The organism is Parasphingorhabdus sp. (assembly GCF_036568145.1).
In the GTDB taxonomy this organism is placed as follows: Bacteria; Pseudomonadota; Alphaproteobacteria; order Sphingomonadales; family Sphingomonadaceae; genus Parasphingorhabdus.
The window spans coordinates 281,272-306,528 of record NZ_DATCTC010000031.1 but is presented as its reverse complement, the minus strand read 5'-3'; the positions used below and the strand labels follow the sequence as shown (position 1 = coordinate 306,528).

The following is a 25,257-nucleotide window of genomic DNA, read 5'->3' as shown; positions in this document are numbered from 1 at the left end:
TGCAAAGCATTCCGAAGCGTCAACCCCCGCGAAGGCGGGGGTCCAGATAGTAAGCCACGACCAAAACCCGCACGAAAACGGAAAAACAACATGACCCACAATCTCCAACATGGCTCCATATTGGGCGGGCTGGTAACTGTGCCCGATCTTGATACTGCGCTGTGTGATTACCGCGATGTGCTGGGCATGATGCTTGTCGAATCCGGTCCCTTGTCCGATGATCTGGCGGCAAGCTGGGGCTGTGCAGCCAGTGCGGGAAAGAACATGGCGGTGCTGCAACCGGCCAGCGGGGCGCAATGTTTTATCCGTCTGGTCGAACAGCCCGATCACCCCGATTTCAAGCCGACGACCAGCTATGGCTGGGCGGCCTATGAACTGACCGTGAAGGATGTGTTCGGCTGGCCAGATCGGCTGACGAACAGCGGATTTGATGTTGTCGGCCCGCCCAAGGAACTGGCCGGGCTGCCCTTTTTCGTGCCGATGCAGGTATTGGGCACGGGGCGCGAGATGATTTACCTGAACGAAGTCCGGGAAAATATGCCTACGACCGATCTACCCGATGCACGTTCGCTAACCGATCATATCTTCATCTGCATATTGGCGACGCCCGACCGCGTGGGCACTGTTTCATGGTATAGGGACAATCTGCACCTGACCGAGGCGGATACCTACAGCCTGGAATATAGCATGATTAACAAGGCTTTTGACAAGCCGGCGGGGACTATGTCTGCGTTGACAATGGTGCAAAAGGACCGCTTGCCGATACTCGAGGTGGATGATTATCCCGCCGAGGCCACGACACGCCCGCGCCATGACGGGATGCTACCCCCCGGCAATGCACTGGTCACGCTGGCTGTGGATGATCTGGACCGGATCAACATCGACTGGATTTCCGCCCCGCAGGTGCGTGAAGGCGCGCTCTATCAGGGCCGCCGGACGGCGAGCGTCAAGGGACCGGCTGGCGAGCTGCTGGAACTGGTCGAAATCGGTTAGATCCGGCAACCCGCCTTATATTTCACAGGGTATATTTCACTCGGTCGTTTCGCCCAGCTTAACCATCTGCGTCAGGTAAAGGCGGCGGGTTAACGGCATCAACATTATCGGCACAATCGCAAACAGGATCGGCACGGCGGCCAGCGCATATTGCAGATTATCTTCACCGAACACGCCGCTGGACAGCTCACCCACAGCGATGGGGCCAAGCGACCCGAACCAGCTGATCGCCAGATAATAGAGCGCCACAATCTGTCCGCGTATCTGTGCAGGCGTGATGACCAGCAATGCCGTAACGCCGATGGTCGTGACAATGCCGATGCCGACGATGTTCAGGCACAATATGGCGAAGGCCAGTTCCCCGCTTGGCATGAAAAACGGCAGCGCAGCGGTCGGGATCAGAATTAAAAAGCCGATATAGAGCAGGCGCAGCGAGGCATCTTTCACGCCCTTTTTCGTCCACCAGTCGGAAATCGCCCCAATGGCCATCATGTTGATCGGACCAATTATCAGCATTGCCAAACCATAGGCAAAAGCAAATTTTTGCGGTGACCAGTCCCATGTGCGCTCAAACGTGGGGGCAAGGAAACCCTGACTATAGGCGATGGCTGTCATTGTGCCGATGATCGAGAGAAAACCGAAATAAAGCAGCTTGTTATCCCAGATATATTTCATCGCATCGCGAAAGCCGCTGCCGCCTATTACATCGGGCGAGGCGGCGACCGGGCGGCGGGCGGGTTCCTTGATGAACAGGAAAAACAGCGCCAATAATATGCCCGGCAAGCCGACCACAATCATTGTGAAGCGCCAGGGGGAAAGCTCGCCAAATAGTGGCAAACTCTGGTTTCCGCTGGCCGCCGTCCAGGCGATGATCGCGCCGCTGAGCAGCGATGCGATGCCCGCTCCCAGGGGCAAAGCGGCTGAATAAAAGGCAATCGGCTTGCCGCGCCGTTCGGTCGGGAAGCTGTCCCCGATGACCGAGAAAGCCGCCGGGCTAAGCGTCGCTTCGCCCACGCCGACACCCATGCGGGCGGCGAATAGCTGGACAAAGTTTTTTGCTGTGCCCGTGGCGATGGTGGCGGCGGACCACAAGGCGATGCCAATGGAAACGATCCACACGCGCTTGCCCCGGTCGATCAGCCAGCCCATGAAAATGCCGACAAAGCCGTAAATCAGGGTAAAGGCGCTGAGCAACCAGCCAATCGAGCGGTCGGACAGGTCAAATTCCGCCTTGATCGGCTCGATCAGCAAGCCCAGGATATAACGGTCAACAAAGCTGAAAATATAAGCGATGGTCAGCATGATGACGATGAACCAGCCGGTCATTGCACTGGGATAGGGGAGCGCACCGGTTTTGGTGTCTGGATTTTCAGCTTTCATATTCATTATCGCGATTTTGCTTGGGGGAAGGGGTTACGGATACCGCCTGTATGGCACTATCAACCATTATTTGCGGCATTTATTTTCGGACTTTCGATAAGCAGCACCTGACAATCGGCAATATTTTCGCGCAGCTTTTTGACTTCGGCATATTCCGGGCTGTCCCAGAATCGTTTGGCCGAGTCCCTGTCAGGCCATTCGGAAATTACCATCGATGCGCCGTCACCGAAACTGCCTTCCAGCAGCTCCGCACCGGGACCGCGCAGAACATATTTACCGCCAAATTTCTCAACCAGAGCACCAGCCGCCGCGCCATATCCCGAGATAAACGCATCCCTGTCCTTTATATGGGCGGTGACGATCAGATAGGCTGGCATTGACATGTCCTTCCTTAAAATTTGTCCAGACAAATAAACGCAAGGACAGTGATTGCAATGATTAATTCTGCTCCGTCCGTCGCTCCCTGAATTGATCGGAAGGGTGATTCGGTCACAAATGCAACCACATCCGTGCAAGAAAGCGTGCATTATTGTCACTCAAAAAACGAGACTAATGTCTATTTTGTCACAACTTAGACCAATAATGCTCCTAAATCGGAAAATTTGTCTGGACAAATTATACGGAAAATGAAAGTTGGCAGGGTCGAGATTACCAAAATACGTGCCGATACTGGTTCAGGGAGAAAGAATTTATGAAAAAATTTGCAGACAAGTCGATCAAATCAGCATTGATGGTCGCTACCGCTTTGGCAGTAACCCCTGCCGCCTATGCGCAAGCGGATGACTTTGGCGCTGAAGAAGTGAACTCCAATGTCATCATCGTTACCGCGCGTAAGAAAGAAGAAAATCTTCAATCCGTGCCAGTGACCGTGAACGTATTTGGCGAGCAGATGCTTGACGATGCAAATATCGCCGGACTCGAAGAATTGTCCGACTTTACTCCCGGCTTCCAGCTGCAGTCTGCATTTGGCCGTGAAGGCGACCGTCCGGTTATCCGCGGTGCGTCAAACATCCTGTTCTCCGAAGGCAAGGTTGGTTTCTTTGTTGACGGTATTCCTTTCGTCGGTGCTTCAACAGCACTGGACCTGGAAAACTTTGGCCGTGTAGAAGTTATCAAAGGCCCGCAGAGCGCAGTCTTTGGACGCGGCACTTTGTCCGGCGCGGTCAACTATGTTTCACGCGGTCCGGTCAACGATCTGGGCGTCGATTTTGAACTTACCGCTGCAACCCATGACCAGTATGAAGTTTTCGGCCGTGTTGCAGCCCCGATCGCTGATGGCTTGAGCGGCTTTGTATCCGCAAGCTTTAACAGCTTCGGCGGCTTTTACAAAAACAGCGAAACCGGCAAGCATCTGGGCGAAGAAACCCTGAACATTTCAGGTGGGCTTAATTATGAAGCCGACGGTTTCGAAGCATCTGTCATGTATCTTCGCACCGAAGATAATGATGACCATTTTGCAATCGGATTGCAGGATTCGACCTATAACAACATCTATACCGAAGGTAGCCGCGGCTATTATAAGGGCGTTGTATCCCTGCGTGAACCAATCGGACTGAACACGGATGATCTGATCGGACCGGGCCTTGAGCGCAAAGCGGACCGTTTCTTTGCAAAAGCCACAGCTGATCTGGGCGATTCCGGATTCACCGCGACGGCATTGTTCGGATATACGGAACTGTCACAGCGCGCTGGCACCGACCAGACCTATGACAATAGTACAGCATTGTTCCTCAGTGAGGCTGTCTGCGGCTTCGTCCCCGATTGTGCATTTGGCGTGTCTGGCTTTAACAGCGATATCGAAACCAAACGCCGGGCGACCTCGGCTGAAATCCGGTTTGCATCACCGCAGGACAAACGTATTCGTGCGGAAATTGGCGGTTTCTTCTTTGACGATACTACCAAGCGTACTGCCTATGGCCGCAAGCAAACCGAATTAGGCTATGACATGATCGGCGAAACCCAAGAAGCAACCAACCTTGCTGCTTTCGGTGCCCTCGAGTTTGATGTTACCGATCGCCTGACCATCGGTGGTGAGCTGCGCGTTGCACGCGATGAAATCGGTACCCGGCCCGGTGCTTCTTATCGGCTTGGCGACCTGTTCCCGTCGGCAACCAATCCGGACCGGATCATTGCTGGTGAGGGTGCGGTTCGTAACGCCGTATTCAAATCCATCCTTCCACGTGTGACGGTTGATTATCAGGCAAGCGACGATCTGTTGATCTATGGTGTGTATTCCGAAGGTAACTCACCTGGCGGCTTCAACAAAATTGGCGCTCCCAGAGAGACTTATGGCGAAGAAAGCCTGAAAAACTACGAAATCGGTATCAAGGCTGAGCCACTTTATGGCCTGCGCATCAATCTGGCCGGTTTCTACAACGAATATTCGGATCAGGTTCTTACCAGCACATTTGTACCGCTTCAGGGCGGCACGGATTCGTTCAGCGACAATGTTGGCGACACCGAAATCTGGGGTCTTGAAGTCGACGCATCTTGGCAAGTGAATGACTACCTGACATTCGCGGCAACCTATGCCTATACGGATGCAGAGATTGTCAATGGCTTCAGCGCCGAGGAATCCTTGCTTGTTGGCGGTTCAACCGGCACGGGCACGCTGGCAGATCCGAATAACCCGGGTGCTGTTCTTCCAACGACAGGCGGTTGTGCCAACCCGGATACGGTGCTGGATGCAGGCCAGGTGCTGGGTGATGGATCGCTGACAACCGGACCAACACCATGTTCGACCTTTGCGGACATTTCCGGCAATACACCGCCACTGGTGTCCAAGCATCAGGCAACTTTCACCACTGCGGTTGATGTGCCGCTTGGCAGCAGCGGATGGGATGTATTTGCGCGCGGCGACGTTATCTATCGTTCGTCTTTCTACGCACAACTCCACAATCTGGCTGAAACCGGTGATTCGACGAAGGTTAACTTCACGGCCGGTGTGCGGAAAGACAATCTGTCGCTTCGCTTCTGGGTGAAGAACGCCTTCAACGACGACACACCGCGCGGTATCTTGCGCTATGTCGATTTTTCTGCGGCTCCGGTTAATGGTCAATCGCCCCGTGCATTTGCCATTACGCCGCCTGAAAAGCGCCAGTTTGGTGTGACCCTTAGCGGTAAGTTCTAAAAAGATGCAGGGCGGTCATATTTGTTTCGTTGGGAAATATGGCCGCCCCGCTTTGCTACAAGTCCATTATAATTTATAATGGCATTATTATGACGGTTTCGTCGCAAAACCCCGCTGGTTTCCGCTGATATTCAGCGGTGAACAGTGGGGTTTATTTTTGCGGTTTTATAGGAGCGAATAATGAAATTTACCCACATCTTGGCCATGCTGGCCGCATCAGTATCCACGGCATGTATGGCCACAGACCAGGGCGTGGCCCCGGCCAAGGGTCAGGCAGCCCAGGCGGCTCCCGAAATGCCCGTTCTGGTTCACGCCGATGGCAGCTATCCGACAAAGCCGCTGGCCAAGGATAAAGTGGTCGTGAAAGTGTTGCAAACCACGGTCGATTCCCTGTCGGACTTTCCCACAGTAGAAGAAGGGTTGGACCATAATCTTTCGCATATGGAAGAAATTGCGCGCAAAGCCTGCACGACCGGGAAAAAACCCGACTTCCTGTTATTCCATGAATTTCCGCTGACCGGCTATTCGGGCGGAACGCGCGACGAGAAACTGAAATATACCGTTCAGGTCCCCGGACCCGAAACCGAGCGTCTGGGCAAGATCGCGAAGGAATGTGATACCTATGTTGTCTTCGGAACCTATGCGACTGATGATGCCTGGCCGGATCATATTTTGAGCCTGAACCCCGTCATTGGCCGTGATGGCAAGATTGCCAAAGTTTTCTGGAAATCGCGTAATATCAAACGCATCTATCCCGATGAGGAAATTACCACGACAACGATCGAGGCCGTGCGTGATAAATATCGGGCAATGTATGGCCCGGAAGAAGAATTTCCGGTTCTGCAAACCGAATACGGGAATATTGCTGTTAGCACGGTTCAGGTGGACCCGTTTATCTTTGCCGCTTTCGCAATGCGCGGCACGGAAATCATGATCCGCACGGCTACGCTGTTTTTCGAAGATGACGTGACATCGATGGCGCGGGTGAACAATTTCTATTCGACGATGACCAACATCGCGTTCCCCACGACAGGTGAATATAAAGCCGGTGAATCGATCATCGTGGACCCGACCGGCAAGATCATCGCCAAAGACCCCAGCGTTGACCAGGACGGCATTATCGAGGCCGAAATACCGATTGCTGAATTCCGTAAGGGCCGGAAAATACCAAGCTATGCACTGGAAATGGTGAAGCCGGTATTGGACCAATATGTCCAGGAATTTCCTTTGAACCACCTCGACATTCCGCGTGAAGATTTACCGCAAACCGGTGCGGATATGAAAGATCTGTTGGAAGGTGTCAGCCGCTATAACCGCTAAAACGGTTAAGCAAAACAAACCCAAAAAAAACCGTCATTCCCCCGCGAAGGGGAATGACGGGTTGGGGGTAAAGCTTCAAAACTTGTCTTAAGCGGGCTGGCTGTCCAGCAATTTAAGAGCAGTGCGCTCGCCGCTTTCCATCGCGCCTTCCATGCCGACATGAAGGTCGGAGAGATGTTCGCCTGCGAAATGCAGCCGACCGGCAGAATTACCGACATGTCCAGCGGCCCAGCCAATTTGACCGGGTGCATAATGCAGAAACGCGCCGCCAGCGAGCGGGTTGCTGTCTGTCCAGCGAACAGTCTCGATCACGTCAATCTGCCCCTCGCTTGCCGGACGTATGCGTTTTAGCTCTGCAGCACAAAGCTGGGCCAGTTCTTCGTCCGATTTGGGGTTTATATTGGTGGCTCCGGTGCCGTTTATCCACGCCCGGAACACGCCATCGGGCTTACCATCCTCTCCGGGTCTGGCGAACACGCGCTCAATCGGGCCGTCGCTCCAGGTGGATGGTGCAAATCCGTCCTCATCCCAAAACGGACGTTTGGCATGAAAATGAATCTGCAAGGTCTGGGTATAGGGTAATTCTTTGAATGCCCGCTTTTGCACATCTGACAAGGGGGCGTTGACCGTCATCTTTGCCAGGACCGGTAAAGGAACGGTGCAGATCACCTGCGCGGCGCGCCAGATTTTCCCGTCTTTGCTTTCAATCTCGACCCCGTTTTCACCGACATCAATGCGTGCAATTTCCTGCTCCATCTCGACAGGGCGCGGCAAAGCCTTTGCCATTGCTTCGGGTAAGGATTGCGAGCCATTTACGAAATAACCGACCGGCCCCAGGGCCATATCCTGTTTGTACGATTCGATGGTGCGGAACGCGTTGAGCATGGAATAGCTGTCCACGCTATTGGCATTGAAAGCCTGGTCAATCGCGCTAATTCCGGCTTCGTTGATCCCTTTGGATTTCAGGAAATCACCAGCCGAAATATCATATTTGGAAAATTCAGGATTGCGCCAGCTGGCAATGTCGGGAAGGGGGTTTTCCGGGCTGGCAAGGATAGGAAAGGCACTGTCCGGGGTCAGTTGCCGCACACGGCCTTCAAAGGGATTTCCAGCAAAACCGGCCCAGTCCTCTTGTGCCAAAAGCGTGCCATCCTTGTGCAACGCTGTGGCTATGCGGGCAGTGTAAGGTTTGATCGGAACCCCAAGCTTGTCCGCCATATAGCGGATGCGGGCATAGCTTCCGCCAACCTGCTCGCCGCCGGCTTCAGTAAGCCCGTGCGCGCTTTTAACCGTTAATAGCCGCCCGCCAATGCGGTTGCCGCCTTCCAGCACCAGAACATCCTTGCCCGCCTCTGCCAGCAAATGGGCGGCGTAGAGCCCGGACAGGCCCGCCCCGATAATGATGATCTCTGCATCGTGCTTTTTGCTCTGCATGGAGCAGGCCGACAGGAATGTGGTTGCCGCAATGCCTCCCAACAGGGTCCGGCGAGAGATAGCTTTCTGGTGTAGTGATTTCATGCTCCAGATTTGACAATAAATAGCGCAATAGGCAAGAATAAATTGTCCGGACAAATACGGCTTAGCAATTTGCCGGGATTGCGGCGCCGCTTTCTGCCGTACAGCAGGAACCGGACGGGGCCGCGATAATGGCAAAAAGCCCGTCATTCCTGCTTGCGAGGCAATGACGGGCTTTAAGATGTGCCTGGCCCGAAATCCGGGCAAAGATCATGGTTTAGCCTGGAAACGCGCTACGCATTTCCCGATTATTTTAGGCGTCCGGATGCTTTCCGAAGAAAACGGCAGCGACCTTCAATATATGCTTGGGGTGCAATAGCATGGCCGCCATCCGGCGCAGCTCCGGTCCGCTCATCTCGACCGTGCAGGGCATGGCGTTGGCGACACCTGACAGGATCAGCTTGCCGCCTTCGGTTTTGCTTTCACGCACTTCCACGCCCAGCTTTATCGCGGGTGTTTTAACCAGCATCGCTCTACTCCGCCGCTTCGGTAATCTGAGCCGGTTCCATCGCCAGCGCAGAGCGCGCCGCACCGCGTCCGGTAATCATGGCTTCGGTCAGGTAGGAACCGTTCTGGTAAAGATCAGAGAACATCGAGCCGAGTTCACCTGCCTCAAACAGACGCGGAATGACTTTGCCTTTATGGTCAAATACCTGGCCATCCATATTGCGCCGTGCGCCGCCGCCGGTGCAGACAATCACAGGGGTCAGCGGCAAGGCATAAAACGGTCCGTTTGCAATCGGCAGCAACGTGTCGGGGTTACGGCCCAGGGCTTCGTCATGGCCCGCTTCACAAGATGCGTTATATTTTGCGATTTCCGCTTCCAGCACTTCCGGATCAAGGCCGATTTGCTGTGCCAGTTCGGCAATCGTATCGGCTTTCTTGATAAGGCCCGATGCGATTTCCTCGCTATTATCTTCGCTCCAGCCTTCTGCGGTCACAACAGCGGCCCAGGTCATCACCTCGGTCACCATCTTACCGGCAAGCCGTGTGCTTTCGTCAAAAATCATGTGCGAAGGATGCGCGAAGTGCAGCGGCACATCGATCCAGCGGCCATGTTTCTTTTCTTTATAGTGTGTCAGTTGCAGCTCGTTGGCTTCGTTATAAAAGCGCTTGCCGGTGGAATCGACATCAACCCAAGAGAATGCTGGCAACAGGAAGTTTCGCAAATAGGCGGTTTTTTGACCTTCCGGATGGATGCCGGGCCAGATGCCGCCGGATTGGCCCTGGTTACGCAGGTGCCACATTTCCGCACCCGCTTTTTGCAAAATGCGAACACCGTCGCCGGTATTATAAGGCGTGCCCAGCGGTACAACGTCGGACAGGCCGTAATAATTGCGCTGCATTTCGCGGTCTGCTTCATAACCACCAACGGCCATGATAACGCCGTTGAGCGCGCGAATGGCTTTGCGAACACCGTCATGTTCAACCCATGCGCCAAACACTTCCAGCGTGTCGGGGTCCTGGATCAAATCAACCAGCGGGCAATCGAACCACACGGGGATATTGCGTTTCTCGACATTGGCTTTCAGGGCGAGCCATACGCCAGAAGGGATGGGCAGGATGGTCGAGGTATAAGCAACCGCATCGCGTGCACCAAGTTCAGGGAATTCAAGCACCGCGTCACGATCGGTAAAACCTGTGCCGCGCAGAAATTCAGCATCGGCATCTTTTGCAATCTGTTGAATCCACGGTTCCAGATTGACCATGCGTTCGGCCCATGTATCCAGCATATCTTCCGGGATCGGATTGGAAGTGCTCATGGAGCGCTGGTAATCTTTCAACGCTTCCTTATCTTTGGAAATGAGCAAGGATTGCCCGGAAACGCGGCAGTTACCACCAGCAAATTCTTGCGGTGCCTTTTCTATAACGAGTAGACGGGCATTTGAATCAAGATCATAAGTCTCGATTGCCGCTGATGCACCGGCGCATCCATATCCGCAAATAAGGACATCAACTTCTTCATCCCAAGTTTTAACGCTGTTTAGACTCGCCATATAAAATCTCCTTCTTTCATACAGGAAAGCACCGGAGCCGTCTTTTTCAAAACAATCTATTGTTATTATCCACAAGCTATGGTTGTAGTAACTATGGAACTGAAGCAACTCGAAAATCTGTTGGCCATCATGGCAACCGGAACTTTAACCAGCGCGGCGGAGCGTGTTGGCCTGTCTCAGCAAGCCTTGTCACAAAGCCTGACACGGCTTGAAAGCCAGCTGGGCGGAAAATTGTTTGAACGTAAACCGCGCGGAATGGTGCCTACCCGGCTTGGCGAAACCGTGGCCGAACATGCTCGCGATGTTGTAGCCAGTGCAGGGCGGCTGCGCAGCGCCGCCTCTGCGGAGATCGGGCTGGAGCGCGGAAAGCTCATAATCGGATTAAGCCCGATTGCTGCTACATCCCCTATCGGGATGCAGGTCGCTTCATTCGCCATGCGCCACCCGAAGCTCAGGATAGATGTCGAATCCGGAATTGACCGGGATTTTGTCGCGGCGCTTAATCGCGGGGAGATTGACCTTGCCCTGTCATCGCAAAGCGGCAGCGATCATGACGGTGTGCTGATCGAACAGTTGGGTAGCGAAATATGGGGCATTGCCGGGCGGGTTGGCCATCCCCAACTGGCAAAGGCAAAAAGCCTGAAAGATATGGACGGCTGCCACTGGATACTGGGCCGCAATACGGAATTGCTGACAGAGAAAATCGAGGAGAGTTTTGCAGTCCAGAACGGTCAATTCCCGCAGCCGGGCATCATGACAACTTCTGTAATGTTTGTATTAAGCGCGCTGGCTCACACGGACTATTTGTCGATATTGCCGCAATCGCTTTGCAGCACCATGCCGTCTTTATTGTGGCGGGATCTGGCAGATGGAGAATGGGCCAGCCAGGTCTATCTGGTCCGCCGCAAGCAAGCCCATCTGGGCTTTGCCGCCCGCGCATTGCTCGATGAGCTGCGCCTTGGCGAGGAAATTACCCGCCCCGAATGGTAGATGTCCGGGGCGGGCATTTATCGAAATCCAAGGCTTGGATAATTTCGATGATGATTGCCGGTCCCTAGCCGGATTTGACATCCCGGAAAGGCATATTGCGGTCGACTTCGATCTCTCTGGGTAGGCCCAATATCCGTTCGGAAATAATATTGCGTTGTATCTGGTCACTGCCTCCGCCGATCGAGTTCATATAGGCTTTGGCAGAATCGAAATTCATGTCTGCTGAATCCTTGAACTCTTCTCCGTCGAACAGACTTGCCGGGCCCAAAATTTCTGCGGCAACCTGCGCTTCATAGTGCTGGATCCGGGACATGGCCAGCTTACCCAATGACATAAGCGAAGAAGATCCGTTTTTCACAATCTCGTCTTTTGCTCTTTTCATATTGAGAGAGTTTAATTGTCGATACGCGGTCGCTTGTGCAATTTTTTGGCGAATAACAGGGTCATCGATTTTGCCATGTTTTTTCGCAAGTTCGACTAAAGGCGGTACACTTGATTTCTGCTTGCCGCGCCTTTCGGTTGCCCCTTCTCCCATTATCAATCGTTCATAGGCGAGCGCGGTTTGCAATACTTTCCAGCCACCGTTTAATTCACCAACAATATTGCGTGCAGGGGCGCGGGCGTTTTCGATAAAAATCTCGTTAAACTCGGATTCTCCGGTGATCTGGTTTATCGGGCGAATATCCACGCCGTCCTGCTTCATCGGGAAAATGAAAAATGAAATGCCGCCATGCTTGGGTACATCCCAATCAGTTCGCGCAAGCAACATGCCATAGGTCGCCTCTTTGGCGTTGGACGTCCATACTTTCTGGCCATTGATCACATATTCGCCGCCATCCGGTCCCGCAGTCCATTCCGCTTTGGTCCGTACTCCTGCAAGATCGGAACCGGCATTGGGCTCCGAATAAAGCAAACAACTTTGTGAACCGGTCAGCATATCGCGCAAAAGTTCGGATTTGAGTTGCTCGCTACCGAGCCGATATACTGTGACGGCTCCAAGATTATATCGATCCTGTGAACGCCCAACGACGTTTCGCGATTTTAATATGTCATCAATCAAGCGTGCCTGTTTGCCGCTATATCCTCGGCCAAACCAATCCTGTGACCAAGTCGGAACTGAATAGCCGGCATCTACCAGTTTCCCGAGCCAGGATTTCAGATCCAGGTGATCCGTTCCCTTTTCCCGCCGATTTTTATCATCCCAATGCTCATCGAGCCAGGCTTCAACTTCTGCTGTGAGTTCGGAATCGGAAATTGCTGCTGCATTGCTAACCATTATGCTGCCTCCAGACAGGTGAGATATTCTTCACGGTGCTGATCCGACGATCCGAACAGCCATAGCCCGGTCCGTGCGCGTCGCCAGTAAAGATGGGCCGGATGCTCCCATGTATAGGCTATGCCGCCATGGAGCTGGATAGCCTGTGCAGAGACATCGCGATAGGCATCGGCGCAGGCGAAGGCAGCGAGACTGACGAAAGTTTTGGCTTCAGGTGATCCCGTCGCCATCATTTTTGCAGCATGCCGGGCAGCGGAGGCCGCCGATTCGACTTCGATCAGCATGTCTGCTGCAATATGCTTGAGCGCTTGAAAGCTGCCAATCTGGCGCCCGAACTGGTAACGGGTGCGCAAATATTCCACGGTAATGTCGAATATCTTTTTTGCGCCGCCGGCTTGTTCGCCCGCCTGTGCCACTTTGGCCAAATCAATCGCGGTCCCAATTGCCGTTACATCCACACCGGCAATCGGCTGGGCGTTAGCCGCGGAAAATATGACCTTTGACAGTCGCAAGGCCGGATCGTTGGTTTGGAGTTTTTGAACCTCGACAGCTTCGGTTTTGGAATCAACCAAAAAAACGCGGGTGCCTTCATCCGTGTGCGCAAAAACCAAAAGCTGGTCGGCCTTCTCGGCATGCAGGACGAAGGAAGCTGTGCCTTCCAAAGTCCATATGTCACCGTTTTTGCTCCCTCTGATTGAAATGCCCTGATCGGTCCAGAGGCCACTTTCGTCGGTAGCTGCAATCGCAAAGATTTTTGTTCCGTCACAGATCGAGGAGAGCAATTCGGCTTTCAGGCTTTCATCCGATGAAGCCGATATCAGGCTGGCCGCCAATACGGCGGTGGATATGAACGGGCTGCACAATAAATGTGCGCCTGCTTCCTCCATTAAATCTTCCAGAAGCTGTGCATCGCCGCCGACTCCGCCATATTCGGAGTCTATAATCAACCCAAGCAGACCCATTTCAGCCATGGCTTTCCACAAATTCTCATCGAAGCCATGCGGGCTGGCCATTGTTTCACGAAGCGCCTGATCCCCGGCCTGATCTTCTAGGAGTCTCGCAAAGCTTTGGCGCATTGCGATGCGGTCTTCGGTTGATATCTCATTCATAGGACTGCTTTCATCATTTAAAAGGACAGGCTTAATCATTTAAAAGACCGGCTATCGTGAGGCTTCTTCCAACACGATAACCAGTTTCTTCGATGCACCCTTCAGGCTTCTGTTCTGGCGGCCGATTGTCCGGTTGCCTATCAGATCCGCTCGATGATGATTGCCGGAGCCATGCCGCCTGCCGCACACATGGTGACCAGGCCATAGCGGCCGCCAGAGCGTTCCAGCTCGTCAAGAGCAGTGCCGATCAGGATTGATCCGGTCGCGCCAATCGGGTGGCCAAGCGCACATGCACCGCCATTGATATTGACTTTCTCACGCGGCAAGTCGAGGTCGCGGATGAATTTTTCGGTAACGACGGCAAAAGCCTCGTTAATTTCCCAAACGTCGATATCATCCTTGCTCAGGCCTGCTTTTTCGAGGACTTTCTTCGCCGCTGGAACTGGAGCATTCAGCATAAGCGTCGGGCAGTCACCGGCATTGGCATAGGCGACGATACGTGCGCGGGGCTTCAGGCCGTTCTTGTCAGCATATTCTTTCGACGTAACCAGCAAAGCCGCTGCACCATCGACAACGCCGGAACTGTTCCCGGCATGGTGGATGCCTTCCCATTCAAGGTCCGGATAAACGCGCTGGATCTGCTTTGCGAATGTAACGCCCCCGCCAAGGTCGAAATCCTTTAGCGTGCCGAAACTTGGTTTCAGACTAGCCAGTCCTTCTGCCGTTGTCTCGGGGCGCGGGAATTCTTCATGATCGAGGGCAACGCTGCCGTCTTCGTTATAAACCGTGACCAAGGACTTGTCGAAACGGCCTTCTGCAATGGCGGCCGCGGCACGTTTTTGACTTTCCAGAGCCAGCGCGTCCACATCTTCACGGGTAATGCCTTCCATCGCTGCGATCGCATCGCCGCATACGCCCTGATGCGATTGCGGGTGGATGGCGTCGAGTGCGGCATTGCCCGAACCCATGCCGAGCGGTTTGATTCCGGCATTGGCTTCTTCGGCCATAACTTGCGAGGTATAGCTCATCATCTCGGTCCCGCCCGCGATGACGCAATCTTCCATGCCCGACATCACTGTCGCAGCGGCAAAATTGACCGAGCTGATACCGCCGCCACAGAAACGGTCGAGGGTGGTGCCCGATGCCTTTGTATCATAACCGGCGGCCAGAGCGGCCATGCGGCCCAGATCGCCGCCTTGCTTGCCCTTTTGGGTCGAGGTTGACCAGACGATATCGTCCACTTCGGCAGTGTTCAGATTGTTACGCTCTTTGATCGCTTTCAGTACCGTCGCGGCAAGATGCTGCGGATGCAGGTGCGATAGCGCGCCCTTGCCGGGTTTACCAATTCCGCGAGGAGTGCGGACAGCGTCAATGATATAGGCTTCGGTCATGATCTACTTTCTTCTGGTTGATTTAATTAATCGATTAAACTGGAATCTGATTAAATGCAACGCCCTTATCGGGGCGATGATCCTGTGGCAGACCAAGTATCTTTTCAGCGATAGTGTTGAGCAGCATCTCGTCCGCTCCACCTGCGATGCGGCCGGTCGGAGCATTGATCCAGCTTGACGTCCAGTTATCCTTTTGCGGGGCATGCTCATCAAAGGGGAAGCCATCGCTACCCTGTAGATCAATCGCCAGTTCCGACAATTTCTGACGCGAACGTACCGCTATCAACTTGTTAAGCGAGCCTTCCGGGCCAGGGGTCATTCCGGCCTGCATCATCAACATCGCGCGGGCGGTAATCGCATTAAGCCCGCTACGCATGGCATAATTACGGGCGATCTGCTGGCGGATACGTCCATCTGTAATAGCGGGCTTGCCGTTGATATCGATTTGCCCGGCGAGGTCCACGAACAGGTCGAGATGGGGACCAAAACCGGCGCTATCGGTCGCGACATAGCGCTCGATCATCAGTGTCGCCATCGCAACGGCAAAGCCGCCGCCAATCGGTGACATACGGTGGTCATCGCTGATTTTTACATCGTCAAAGAACACCTCGTTCACATGGCTGTCGCCGCCCGCCAGCTTGATCGGGCGAACGTCCACGCCCGGCGCTTTCATATCGACCCAGAAATAGGTCAAGCCCTTGTGTTTGGGCACATTGGGATCGGTCCGGGCAACGATGACGCCATAGTCGCTATATTGCGCCCAGCTAGTCCACAATTTCTGGCCATTGATTTTCCAGCCATTGCCATCGGCTTCCGCCTTTGTGCGAAGTCCGGCGAGATCCGATCCTCCGGCGGGTTCGGAAAAAAGCTGGCACCAGATTTCTTCGCCTTTCAGGGCCTTGAGAACCCGTTCCTTGACGAAATCCTGGTCGGAGCCAAACTGCATCAAAATCGGGATTGGCATACCCAGCGATATGCCGAAATAGCCGTTGGGCAGGCCATGCTTCATTTCTTCGGATTCAAACGTGACCTTTTCGATATGGGTCAGGCCCTGACCACCATATTCAGTTGGCCAGTTGATCCCGGCATAGCCCGCTTCAAATTTCGCGTTCTGATAGCGGCGGGCAAGGGCAAGATCTTCTTCTACGGACAGACCTTTGCGTACCGCCTTGCCATAAATAGGGGCAATGCTTTCCAGCCACTGCGCTGCATTTGTGCGATAGGTTTCGAGCGCGCTCATGCTGCTTCTCCTGTCAGTCGATCAACCAATATATCTTCCCAGAACAGGCTGTTGCCCTGTTCGATGGCCAGGGAACGTGCGCGCCTCATGTGAAGGTGAAGACCTGCCTCCCACGTTACGCCAATACCGCCATGAATCTGGATGCAGTCGCGGGCCGCCGTGTCATAGGCTTCGGTGGCAGAAAGCCGAGCCGCTGCCGCTGCCGTAATGAAATCCTCGGTATCTTCGAGCGACGCCGCATGAATGCAATTCGCGCGAGCCAGTTCGACAAGCGCGTATAGTTCGGCGATACGGTGCTTGACCGACTGGAATGCGCCGATGACCTGACCAAAGGCGCGGCGGGTGACTGCATAATCCCGCGCGGTTTCCATAAGTGCTTCCGCACCGCCGGTTTGTTCATGCGCGGTAATTACCGCCTGTAATGCCAAAATGTGCAAAGCTGCTTCACGGGCTGCGTTCTTGTCGTGCAGAATCTCGGCAGGGCTATCGGCGAAGTGGAGGTTTGCTACGCAGCGACTATTATCAAAACTCTCAACCGCTTCTCGCCGTACCCCGTCAAGATTGACGATAACCAGTGCTGGTGCGGTGCTTCCCTGCGCCAACGCAATGGCCATATCTGCGGCGAGCCCGCCTGATACGCCTGTGATGGTGCCAGTGATTTGGCCATTTGATAGGGTTAGCGGCGATTGTTGCGGCAGTGCATTCGCGCCCGATGCAATGGCAATGGCACCAATAGTTTCGCCGCTGGATAGCCCCGGCAACCAGTTTTCTTTCTGCGATGGTGATCCATAAATTTCTATCGCTTTGGCACAGCCAAAACCTGCGGTCAGGAAGGGCGCACCGCTCAGCGTCCGGCCAGCCTGATGTGCCACCAGACCAAGCTCGACCAGACCGAGTTCCAGCCCGCCATGTTCTTCGGGCATAGTCAAGGCGGTCCAACCTTGTTCCTTCGCTATATCCCAGAAACCTTCGTGATATTGGCCAGTCGATTCCAGCAATGGCAAAAGATCATCCTTGTTGATCCGCGCTTCAAGCACGCGCCGTGTTTCATTTGCTATCGATTGTTGGCTTTCGTCGTATAAGATCGACATAGTCGCCTGTTTCCTTAAATTATGGTTGAATATAAAACAGGGTTTTGTGCCAACCCGGCCAAGACCCTATCCGTTTAGCGCACTGTATATTTCTTGGCTTTATTGGCCATCAGTGCAGCGCGATCGACTTGGGGCACACCGACCGGATTGCCGATCTGGCAATATTTTAGCCCCTGCTGCAAAGCGACACTGCGCGGCAGGTCGAGTGACTCCCATATTGCCTTTACCGAACCTGCCGTCGCTGCTGGCGGTTTGGCGGCGATTGTATCGGCAAGTTCCTGCGCGCGTGGCCACAATTCATCAAGCGTCACAATTTCACTGACCAGACCTATACGCAGCGCAGTACCAGCCCCGATCCGCTCGTCATTACCGAGCAACACCATACGCAGAACGTCATGCAGCGGCATGTGATAGGTCATGCCAATGGGCTCCAGCGCGCTGGTCATTCCATAGGTAACATGCGGATCGAAAAAGGTCGCATCTTCGGAGCAGATAATGATGTCGCTTTCGTTCAGCCAGTAAAATGCTCCGCCCGCAGCCATGCCATGAACTGCGGAAATGACGGGTTTCCAGCAATTCATCGACTTTGGCCCCAGATAATTGCCCGGATCCTCGCAGTGCCAGATATTATCCAGGTCAACGACGGTGCCGCCCGGTTTTTGAGACTCCTTTACATCGACGCCGGTTGACCATGCCTTGCCGGGTGCTGCGCGTATGACACAGCAATGAATGTCATCCTCATTCGCGACCCATTTCCACAGATGTTCAAATTCATTCATCATCTGCTTTGTGAAGCTGTTCATGGCTTCGGGCCGATTCAAGGTGATATTAACTACGTGATTAATTACCTCGACAATGATGGTTTCATATTGCATGTAAAATATCCTCCGGCGGTCTTCCTCATGGTTGACCTAGTTATATAACTAGCTATGACACATTCTATAACAACAGAGCAAGTCCCTCTATGAATTTTGATCTAAACGATGAACAAAAAATGCTCGGCGAGCAAGCGAGCGCGCTTTTGGCCGATATGACACCTTTCGACCGGTTGCGATCGCTTATCGACTCGGATGCCCAATGGGATGAACCTTTATGGCGCAAACTCGCAGAGATGGGTTTTCTTGGCGTGACGATTCCCGAAGAGCATGGCGGGCTGGGACTCGGTTCCTTGGATCTTGGCGTTATTATGGAGGCTCTTGGCGGGGCCAATGCTGCGGTTCCTTTCATGAGTTCGATTGTGCTGGCCGCAGAAGCCATCCGACTGGCAGGTAGCGATGCACAACAAGCAAAATGGCTACCCAGACTTGCGTCCGGTGAGACGGTTGCAACATTTGCCTATGCGGAAGGTCCGGGGCCTGTGTTCGCGACCGATTGCCGATACACGGACGGAAAGTTGAACGGCAGCAAGTCACCTGTCGCCGATGCACAAATTGCCGATATTGCGGTGGTACTGGTTGAGGAGGGTAGTTTTGCGCTGGTTGAACTGGATCAAGAGGGTATCACGCGCACCCGGCTGGATAGCTTCGACCAGCTTCGACCCCATTTCCGGATAGATTTCAAGGACGCCGCCGCAGAGCCTATGCCGGGCATTGGCAAGCTGGACCGCCTGATCGATCTGGCCGCGGTGCAGTCTGCATTTGAAGCGGTTGGCGCTGCTCAGGCCTGTCTGTACATGGCACGCGACTATGCGAATGAACGCCAGATTTTCGGGCGGCCGCTTAGTGGATATCAGGCCATCAAGCATAAACTGGCCGATGTTGCGGTTGCCACAGAATTGGCGCGCTCCAATGCCTATTATGGTGGCTGGGCTTCGGAATCTTCTCCGGACGACCTTCCTGGCGCTGCTGCTGCTGCCCGTTTGTCGGGGATTAAATGCTTTGAAATGGCAGCGCGCGAAAATCTTCAGATACATGGCGGCATCGGCTATACTTTTGAGGCAAATTGCCATTTCTATTACCGGCGGGAAAGAATGCTTGCCGTGCACCTTGGCAACCGGGGCTTTTGGGCCGACCGGTTACTGAACGCGCGGCCCGGCAGTCAGGTTCAAGGAGCATAATCATGGATTTTAACGATAGTCCCCAAGAAGCCGCTTTCCGGAATGAAGCCCGGACCTGGCTTGCTGAACATGCCCCCGCCCATGAAATTGTCCCTGGCAGCAAGATGACCGATGTTGAGGAATCCGATCGAGGCCGTGCCTGGATGCGTGAGCTATTTCTTGGCGGCTGGTCAGGGCTGACTTTCCCCAAAGCGCTTGGCGGTCGGGGTCTGTCGGGCAGCGAAGCGGTGATTTTCTCGGAAGAAGAGGGCAAATATAATCTTCCGAAAGGGCCTTTCACGGCGATCGGAACGGGTATGGCGCTGCCCGTGATTGCCAAGCACGGCACGGAAGACCAACGCGCGCAATTTATTGAAGCGACGCTTAAAGGCGATATTACCTGGTGCCAGCTATTTTCCGAGCCCGCAGCAGGGTCCGACCTGGCCGCGTTGCGGACCAAAGCGGTGCGCGCCGATGACGGTTCAGGCGACTGGATCGTCAATGGCCAGAAAGTCTGGTCGAGTTGGGCGCATCTTACCGATTGGGGAATTCTTGTCGTCCGCACCGATCCCACCGTGCCAAAGCATAAAGGCCTGACTTTCTTTGTCGTCGATATGAAAACGCCGGGAATTGAGACACGGCCGATCCGTCAGATTTCAGGCGCGAGCGAGTTTAATGAGACATTTCTTACCGATGTCCGGATCCCTGATTCCTGTCGCATCGGTGCAGAGGGAGAGGGCTGGGCATGCTGCATGACGGTCCTGATGGGTGAGCGCCTTGGTTCCGGTTCTCCTCGCAGCGGCATTGAACCGATTCTGGACCTTGCGGCGCAAACGCCGGACGGACATGGCGGAACAATGATTGATGACCGTTCCATCCGTCAGCAGCTTGCCGAGGCACTTGCCGAAGAACAGGCCGAACGATTTTTTCAGGCCCGGTTACGGACCATGGTGTCCAAAGGGGAAAACCCTGGAGCACTCGCCGGGATGGTCAAGCTGGCTTATGCTAGCCGTTACCAGAAAACCACCGGCCTTGCCCTTGAATTGCGCGGTCTGTCGGGGATCGCTGCCGAAGCAGGCGATACGCAAACAACGGATACCCAATATCATTATATATACTCGACCGTGATGCGGATCGCTGGCGGTGCAGACGAAGTATTGCGTAACCAGATCGCCGAACGGGTGCTGGGCATGCCGGGCGAAGTTCGGATGGATAAAGACATACCGTTTGAACAGCTTAAATAGCAGTTATCAACTCTGCTATTTAGCTGTCCAAGCCGGTTCAGCTTTACGCCCTAGTTTTTTACGGTCGCTTTCCGGCGCTCGGCTGCTGCTTTTGCCAGCGGTTCTGCCAGATCCTTTTTCAATATCTTGCCGTTTGGATTCAGCGGCATATCGTCCATTACGACCAATGTGCGCGGGACTTTGTTATCGCCCAGATGCTCCCGGCAAAAGGCTATGATTTCATCGCTCGTTGCCCTTTGTTTGGGGCGCAAAGTCACAGCGGCGGCGATATCTTCACCCAATATTTCATGGGGAACGCCGACAACAGCGGCCTGTTGCACTGCGGGGTGGAGGTGCAGAACGGTTTCGATCTCAAGCGGGGTAATATTATATCCGCCGCGGATAATCAGTTCCTTTGAACGCCCCGCCATGATGAGGTCACCGTCTTCATCAACATAGCCAAGATCGCCGGTTTTCGTCCAACCACCAGCAAAACTGGCTGCACTGGCATCCGGGTCATTCCAATAGCGACGCGCATGTTTTTGCCAGCCGTAAATCTCACCGACAACGCCGATTTCGGTGATGACATTACCGTTTTCGTCGCGAAGCTGCATATTGTCCGGGAGTTTGCCGACGCAGCCGGGCTTCAGCACTTGTTCCTTGCTGCGGGTCCCGACGCCGACGCCGCCCTCGGACATGCCATAGCTGTTGCGGATACGCACATGCGGCCAAAGTTCCATAGCGCGCTTCACCGAATCATGAGGTAGCGGCGCTGTGCCTGTCATCAGATATTTCACTCCGTCGAAATCATAATCTGCGACATCGGGATGGTCGAGCACAAGGCGCAGCATCGAGGGCACCAGATAAACAAGGTTCGGGCGCTTCTCGTGCACCAGGTCCAGAAACCCCTTTGGATCGAATTTCGGTTGGGTGATAGCGGTTGCGCCGCCGCGTGCGGGCAGCATTACAATGCCAAGATTACCGCCTGAGCCTGTGAGCGGAAGGGCATGCAAGGTAGAACGGGAACGGTCCATATTGGTTCCGGTCACACCAGCCATCAAGTCGGGATGGGAAACCACAACGCCTTTGATTTTGCCTGTGGTTCCCGATGTGGCCAGAATTTCTGCATCTGCTTTCGGGTCCAGACCGGCCTGATCGGGTAGCGCCGCCAGGTCGCGGGGCATCGCATCGACACTCCAGCATCCGGCAAGGTCAAGATCCTTCACCAAGTCCAGCGAATCGGTTATGCAAAAGCGCGGCTCACAAAGCGCGGCATAATCCGCAACTTCTTTTGGATTTAGGCGGGTGCTGATGGGGCAAGCGATACCGCCTGCACGAAATACAGCGAATACCGCAATCGCCATTTCAATAGCGTGCATATTACTGATCGGAAGGAATACGCGGTCGCCCGGCACAAGCCCGGCCGCTGCCAGTCCTCCCCCGACTTCGTCAACTTCGCTATCCCATTCAAAAAAGGTCATTTGCCGCCGTGTATCGTCGTGGGCAATATCGTCTTTTTGATGCGACGCGCGCACTTTCAATGCATCGCTAATGCGGCGAACTTTCATGATAGCACTATCTCCTTGCTTCCCGAATAGGGATGTATTACCTAGTTATATAAGTCGTGACAAGGGAGATATAGGATGACCGACGCTAAAACTGATATAAAACAAAGTGAAGAATGGCAAAAGGCCGTGTCTTACGAGATCACGGACGAGGATATTGAGCGGCAGCGCAAGCTGATCGGATTCGATCAAGCGGCTAAAACACGCGAATATATCCAGATGGCGACCGAAGATAATATTCGGAATTTTGCCCATGGCATGGGTGATGACAATCCGCTTTATTGCGACCCTCATTATGCCAAAAAAACCCGCTGGGGCAGTGTGATTGCACCGGGAATGATGGCGGGTGTTATCAACCGCCCTATGCTGGGTGATCCGGTCCCTGATGAAATCAAGGCGCTCCGCAAAAGCCTGTTCAAGGGTGTACATGTATTCGTATCCGGTTCCCAATGGGATTTTTACAGGCCCATTTTCCCCGGCGACACAATTTACAGTTTCAACGGTGATGAAACCTGCGAAGTCAAGCAGTCCGAATTTGCTGGCCGCTCGGTCATAACCAACCGCCGTGATGTCAAATTGAACCAGCGCGGCGAGGTCGTTGCTGTATATCGTATCCTTCGCGTTCTGACCGAGCGCAAGACCGCGGCCAAGAAGGGTAAATATTCGGCTATCCAGCCTGCAACCTATACTGATGAGGAAATGCAGGCAGTTGAAGATATCTACGCCGCAGAGAAGGTCCAGGGCGGAGAGAAACGCTGGTTCGAAGATGTTGAAAAAGGCGATCCGATGGGTATGCAGGCAAAAGGCCCGCTGACCGTGACCGATGTTATATGTTTCCATGCCGGCGGCTATGGTTTTGTGCCTTATGCGCCAACGGCCAACCGGCTTGCCCATAAAAACCGTCAGCGTATTCCGGCTTTTTATGTCAAAAACGAATATGGCGTCCCCGATGTAGCCCAGCGGCTGCACTGGGATCCGGTATGGGCCCAGGCAATCGGCAATCCGATGGCTTATGATTATGGTGTCATGCGCGAAAATTATCTGTGGCAGTATCTCAGCGACTGGGCAGGCGATGACGCCATTATCACCCACATCCATGACGAAATCCGCAAGTTCAACTATATGGGCGATGTCCAGAAAGTGACAGGCGAAGTCCTCGCCAAGCGTCAGGAGGGCGGCCAGAGTTACGTTGATGTTGCTGTGAAATTCACCAACCAGCGCGGCGAAGAAAGCGTCCGGGCGACTGCGACTATTGCACTGCCTAGCAAGGAACGGCCATTGCCGCTCTATCCGGCTGTGCCAGATGAATTGGCTGAAAAGGCCGTGCGTATGTTGGCGCGCCATCGTGAGCTTGGCGGGGATTGATAGGACTCATTCCCTTCGCCTAAGCTCATGTACGGGAGGCTATTTAATGTCTGAAATCTTGATTGAAAATGATGGTGGTGTTCGCACCATTACACTCAACCGGCCGGATAGGCTCAACGCATTGACTGGATCGATCATGCAGCCGCTTGCGGATGCCTGTGCCGATGCTGCCAGTGATTCGTCGGTCGGATGTGTCGTGGTTACCGGGGCGGGCAGAGGCTTTTGTGCGGGCGGCGACCTGAAAGAGGGCGGAAGTGACAAATCCGTTCTGCCGCCCAATGAGGAAAGCGGCAGCCGTACAGAGCAAGGCTTTGTCAGGCTGCGCGGCTTCATGGAAACCGCGCGCTTGCTCCACGAAATGCCTAAGCCGACTATCGCTATGGTCAACGGCCCGGTAGCGGGTGCGGGCATTGGCATTGCCGGTGCGTGTGATTTGCGTTTTGCGGGCAGGAGCGCGAGTTTCCTCACCGCTTTTGACCGTATCGGGGCAGGTGGTGATTTTGGTTCGACCTGGTTCTGGACCAAGATTTTAGGCACAGGCGTAGCGCGTGAGTTGTTCTTTCTTGGCGAAAAATTGTCGGCAGATGAAGCCTTTGCCAAGGGCATTTATACCCGGCTGTATGACGATGACGCGCTGCAAGGCGAAGTGATGAAGGCGGCCCACCGTCTCGCCGACGGTCCGCGGATGGGCTATCGCTACATGAAGACAAACCTGAACAATGCGGAGGACTGGGCGTTTGAAGCTGCGCTGGATGCCGAAGCGCTCAACATGGGGCTGGCGACAAGTGCGACCGCACTGATCTGGCGTGAGAAAAAGAAATCGGAAAATCCGGATGGCTGATTTCAACCATATTCGCATTGATCGTCATGATGCGGGCATTGCAGCCGTGGTGGTTGCACGCGCAGATATCGGCAATGCCTCATCACCGGATATGCTTGGCGAGATACGCGAGGCTTTCACCACGCTTGCCAGTGATCGGGATGTGCGCGCCATTATATTTTCAGCCGAAGGCAAACATTTTTCTGTGGGGGCGGATTTTGCATTCCTGAAACAGTTGGCAGATATGAGCGCGGTCGAGGTCAAAGACACTGTTTACGCCAATTTTCAGGGCGCGGCGCGGGCCATTTATCGCTGCCCGAAACCGACGCTTGCCCTTGTGCAGGGTGCGGCGGTGACTGTGGGCTGTGAACTGGCCTTGGCCTGTGACTTTCGCGTTGCGGCTGACAATGTGATGTTTCAGGAAAGCTGGATCAAGCTGGGCATCATGCCGCCACTGGGAGGGACGTTTCTGCTACCGCGAATAGTCGGTCTTGGCCGGGCTATGGAAATGTGCCTGCGCGGGAAACAGGTTCGCGCCGAGGAAGCCTTGCATATCGGTCTGGTGAGCGAAGTTGTGCCAAAGGACGAGCTTGGTGCACGCGGTCTGGAATTGGCGAGCGAACTCGCGGCATCCGCGCCGCTTGGTTATGCGACAGTCAAACAGTCAATCCAGCGCGCGCTTGAAAGCAGCATGGATGCCGAATGGCAGGCGAACCTGCCCAATCAGGCAATTTTGCTCGGCAGCAAGGACCATCGTGAGGGGTTGTCGGCTGTTACCGAGAAACGCACACCAAAATTTCACGGCGAATAGGAGGCC

General features: G+C 54.2%; 21 protein-coding genes. 9 read left to right on the top strand and 12 right to left on the bottom strand.

All coding sequences use genetic code 11. The features are described from left to right. Positions 1–90 precede the first annotated feature (90 nt). Positions 91–993 (top strand): hypothetical protein, encoded by a 903-nt coding sequence (locus tag VIN76_RS12955; RefSeq protein ID WP_332042271.1) that lies wholly within the window; start codon positions 91–93, stop codon positions 991–993. Positions 994–1,029: 36 nt separating this feature from the next. Here the strand turns inward: VIN76_RS12955 and VIN76_RS12950 are convergent, their stop codons facing one another. Then, the gene (locus VIN76_RS12950) at positions 1,030–2,379 is read right to left on the bottom strand and encodes an MFS transporter (protein WP_332042270.1); all 1,350 of its coding nucleotides are present in this window, start codon (positions 2,377–2,379) and stop codon (positions 1,030–1,032) included. A 53-nt stretch (positions 2,380–2,432) separates the two neighbouring features. Next, positions 2,433–2,750 (bottom strand): DUF1330 domain-containing protein, encoded by a 318-nt coding sequence (locus VIN76_RS12945; protein WP_332042269.1) that lies wholly within the window; start codon positions 2,748–2,750, stop codon positions 2,433–2,435. A 314-nt stretch (positions 2,751–3,064) separates the two neighbouring features. Here VIN76_RS12945 and VIN76_RS12940 point away from each other — a divergent pair, with 314 nt between their 5' ends. Together VIN76_RS12940 and VIN76_RS12935 are read left to right on the top strand one after the other, a co-directional pair. Further along, positions 3,065–5,503, top strand: coding sequence for a TonB-dependent receptor (locus VIN76_RS12940; protein WP_332042268.1), 2,439 nt, complete (start codon positions 3,065–3,067; stop codon positions 5,501–5,503). A gap of 180 nt (positions 5,504–5,683) precedes the next feature. Further along, positions 5,684–6,823: a nitrilase-related carbon-nitrogen hydrolase gene (locus VIN76_RS12935; RefSeq protein ID WP_332042267.1), complete on the top strand. Its 1,140-nt coding sequence runs from the start codon at positions 5,684–5,686 to the stop codon at positions 6,821–6,823. Between the two features lie 87 nt (positions 6,824–6,910). Here the strand turns inward: VIN76_RS12935 and VIN76_RS12930 are convergent, their stop codons facing one another. The 3 genes from VIN76_RS12930 to VIN76_RS12920 all read right to left on the bottom strand — a co-directional run bounded on the left by VIN76_RS12930 (position 6,911) and on the right by VIN76_RS12920 (position 10,335). Next, positions 6,911–8,341 (bottom strand): NAD(P)/FAD-dependent oxidoreductase, encoded by a 1,431-nt coding sequence (locus VIN76_RS12930; protein ID WP_332042266.1) that lies wholly within the window; start codon positions 8,339–8,341, stop codon positions 6,911–6,913. A gap of 250 nt (positions 8,342–8,591) precedes the next feature. Further along, complete coding sequence (locus VIN76_RS12925) at positions 8,592–8,807, bottom strand: hypothetical protein (protein ID WP_332042265.1); 216 nt, start codon at positions 8,805–8,807, stop codon at positions 8,592–8,594. 4 nt (positions 8,808–8,811) lie between these two features. After that, entirely contained in the window at positions 8,812–10,335 is a 1,524-nt protein-coding gene (locus tag VIN76_RS12920) for an FAD-dependent oxidoreductase (protein WP_332042264.1), read from the bottom strand. A gap of 93 nt (positions 10,336–10,428) precedes the next feature. Between VIN76_RS12920 and VIN76_RS12915 the strand changes: the two genes are divergently transcribed. Beyond that, positions 10,429–11,325 carry a LysR family transcriptional regulator gene (locus VIN76_RS12915; protein ID WP_332042263.1) on the top strand — a complete coding sequence of 299 codons (897 nt, stop codon included), beginning with the start codon at positions 10,429–10,431 and terminating at the stop codon, positions 11,323–11,325. Between the two features lie 64 nt (positions 11,326–11,389). Here the strand turns inward: VIN76_RS12915 and VIN76_RS12910 are convergent, their stop codons facing one another. From VIN76_RS12910 to VIN76_RS12885, 6 genes are all read right to left on the bottom strand, one after another. Next, on the bottom strand, positions 11,390–12,601 hold the full coding sequence (locus tag VIN76_RS12910; protein WP_332042262.1) for an acyl-CoA dehydrogenase family protein: 1,212 nt from the start codon (positions 12,599–12,601) through the stop codon (positions 11,390–11,392). Further along, a complete protein-coding gene (locus VIN76_RS12905; RefSeq protein WP_332042261.1) occupies positions 12,601–13,710 on the bottom strand; it encodes an acyl-CoA dehydrogenase in 1,110 nt (369 codons plus the stop codon). The genes VIN76_RS12910 and VIN76_RS12905 overlap by 1 nt, the downstream gene beginning before the upstream one ends. Positions 13,711–13,850: 140 nt before the next feature. Beyond that, on the bottom strand, positions 13,851–15,101 hold the full coding sequence (locus tag VIN76_RS12900) for an acetyl-CoA C-acetyltransferase (RefSeq protein ID WP_332042260.1): 1,251 nt from the start codon (positions 15,099–15,101) through the stop codon (positions 13,851–13,853). Positions 15,102–15,135: 34 nt separating this feature from the next. Next, on the bottom strand, positions 15,136–16,341 hold the full coding sequence (locus tag VIN76_RS12895; RefSeq protein ID WP_332042259.1) for an acyl-CoA dehydrogenase family protein: 1,206 nt from the start codon (positions 16,339–16,341) through the stop codon (positions 15,136–15,138). Then, on the bottom strand, positions 16,338–17,432 hold the full coding sequence (locus VIN76_RS12890) for an acyl-CoA dehydrogenase family protein (RefSeq protein ID WP_332042258.1): 1,095 nt from the start codon (positions 17,430–17,432) through the stop codon (positions 16,338–16,340). Before VIN76_RS12890 ends, VIN76_RS12895 begins: the two co-directional genes overlap by 4 nt. A 74-nt stretch (positions 17,433–17,506) precedes the next feature. Next, positions 17,507–18,307 carry an enoyl-CoA hydratase/isomerase family protein gene (locus VIN76_RS12885; protein WP_332042257.1) on the bottom strand — a complete coding sequence of 267 codons (801 nt, stop codon included), beginning with the start codon at positions 18,305–18,307 and terminating at the stop codon, positions 17,507–17,509. 89 nt (positions 18,308–18,396) lie between these two features. On the opposite strand from VIN76_RS12885, the gene VIN76_RS12880 reads away from it, so the two are divergent. Together VIN76_RS12880 and VIN76_RS12875 are read left to right on the top strand one after the other, a co-directional pair. Next, the gene (locus VIN76_RS12880) at positions 18,397–19,488 is read left to right on the top strand and encodes an acyl-CoA dehydrogenase family protein (RefSeq protein WP_332042256.1); all 1,092 of its coding nucleotides are present in this window, start codon (positions 18,397–18,399) and stop codon (positions 19,486–19,488) included. A gap of 2 nt (positions 19,489–19,490) precedes the next feature. Next, entirely contained in the window at positions 19,491–20,711 is a 1,221-nt protein-coding gene (locus VIN76_RS12875; RefSeq protein ID WP_332042255.1) for an acyl-CoA dehydrogenase family protein, read from the top strand. 50 nt (positions 20,712–20,761) lie between these two features. On the opposite strand, the gene VIN76_RS12870 is transcribed toward VIN76_RS12875, so the two are convergent. Beyond that, a complete protein-coding gene (locus VIN76_RS12870; protein ID WP_332042254.1) occupies positions 20,762–22,258 on the bottom strand; it encodes a class I adenylate-forming enzyme family protein in 1,497 nt (498 codons plus the stop codon). A 75-nt stretch (positions 22,259–22,333) separates the two neighbouring features. On the opposite strand from VIN76_RS12870, the gene VIN76_RS12865 reads away from it, so the two are divergent. From VIN76_RS12865 to VIN76_RS12855, 3 genes are read left to right on the top strand one after another with little or no spacing between them, the layout of a single operon-like run. Beyond that, entirely contained in the window at positions 22,334–23,620 is a 1,287-nt protein-coding gene (locus VIN76_RS12865; RefSeq protein ID WP_332042253.1) for an FAS1-like dehydratase domain-containing protein, read from the top strand. Between the two features lie 46 nt (positions 23,621–23,666). After that, positions 23,667–24,461, top strand: coding sequence for an enoyl-CoA hydratase-related protein (locus VIN76_RS12860; protein ID WP_332042252.1), 795 nt, complete (start codon positions 23,667–23,669; stop codon positions 24,459–24,461). Continuing rightward, on the top strand, positions 24,454–25,251 hold the full coding sequence (locus VIN76_RS12855; protein WP_332042251.1) for an enoyl-CoA hydratase/isomerase family protein: 798 nt from the start codon (positions 24,454–24,456) through the stop codon (positions 25,249–25,251). The genes VIN76_RS12860 and VIN76_RS12855 overlap by 8 nt, the downstream gene beginning before the upstream one ends. The last annotated feature ends 6 nt before the right edge of the window (positions 25,252–25,257 follow it).

Coding starts and splice junctions, on each gene's coding strand:
- VIN76_RS12890 (WP_332042258.1), bottom strand. CDS start 17,432: ATGTCGATCTTATACGACGAAAGCCAACAATCGATAGCAAATGAAACA.
- VIN76_RS12910 (WP_332042262.1), bottom strand. CDS start 12,601: ATGGTTAGCAATGCAGCAGCAATTTCCGATTCCGAACTCACAGCAGAA.
- VIN76_RS12905 (WP_332042261.1), bottom strand. CDS start 13,710: ATGAATGAGATATCAACCGAAGACCGCATCGCAATGCGCCAAAGCTTT.
- VIN76_RS12880 (WP_332042256.1), top strand. CDS start 18,397: ATGAATTTTGATCTAAACGATGAACAAAAAATGCTCGGCGAGCAAGCG.
- VIN76_RS12870 (WP_332042254.1), bottom strand. CDS start 22,258: ATGAAAGTTCGCCGCATTAGCGATGCATTGAAAGTGCGCGCGTCGCAT.
- VIN76_RS12950 (WP_332042270.1), bottom strand. CDS start 2,379: ATGAATATGAAAGCTGAAAATCCAGACACCAAAACCGGTGCGCTCCCC.
- VIN76_RS12920 (WP_332042264.1), bottom strand. CDS start 10,335: ATGGCGAGTCTAAACAGCGTTAAAACTTGGGATGAAGAAGTTGATGTC.
- VIN76_RS12875 (WP_332042255.1), top strand. CDS start 19,491: ATGGATTTTAACGATAGTCCCCAAGAAGCCGCTTTCCGGAATGAAGCC.
- VIN76_RS12925 (WP_332042265.1), bottom strand. CDS start 8,807: ATGCTGGTTAAAACACCCGCGATAAAGCTGGGCGTGGAAGTGCGTGAA.
- VIN76_RS12900 (WP_332042260.1), bottom strand. CDS start 15,101: ATGACCGAAGCCTATATCATTGACGCTGTCCGCACTCCTCGCGGAATT.
- VIN76_RS12855 (WP_332042251.1), top strand. CDS start 24,454: ATGGCTGATTTCAACCATATTCGCATTGATCGTCATGATGCGGGCATT.
- VIN76_RS12935 (WP_332042267.1), top strand. CDS start 5,684: ATGAAATTTACCCACATCTTGGCCATGCTGGCCGCATCAGTATCCACG.
- VIN76_RS12865 (WP_332042253.1), top strand. CDS start 22,334: ATGACCGACGCTAAAACTGATATAAAACAAAGTGAAGAATGGCAAAAG.
- VIN76_RS12940 (WP_332042268.1), top strand. CDS start 3,065: ATGAAAAAATTTGCAGACAAGTCGATCAAATCAGCATTGATGGTCGCT.
- VIN76_RS12955 (WP_332042271.1), top strand. CDS start 91: ATGACCCACAATCTCCAACATGGCTCCATATTGGGCGGGCTGGTAACT.
- VIN76_RS12895 (WP_332042259.1), bottom strand. CDS start 16,341: ATGAGCGCGCTCGAAACCTATCGCACAAATGCAGCGCAGTGGCTGGAA.
- VIN76_RS12945 (WP_332042269.1), bottom strand. CDS start 2,750: ATGCCAGCCTATCTGATCGTCACCGCCCATATAAAGGACAGGGATGCG.
- VIN76_RS12930 (WP_332042266.1), bottom strand. CDS start 8,341: ATGAAATCACTACACCAGAAAGCTATCTCTCGCCGGACCCTGTTGGGA.
- VIN76_RS12885 (WP_332042257.1), bottom strand. CDS start 18,307: ATGCAATATGAAACCATCATTGTCGAGGTAATTAATCACGTAGTTAAT.
- VIN76_RS12915 (WP_332042263.1), top strand. CDS start 10,429: ATGGAACTGAAGCAACTCGAAAATCTGTTGGCCATCATGGCAACCGGA.
- VIN76_RS12860 (WP_332042252.1), top strand. CDS start 23,667: ATGTCTGAAATCTTGATTGAAAATGATGGTGGTGTTCGCACCATTACA.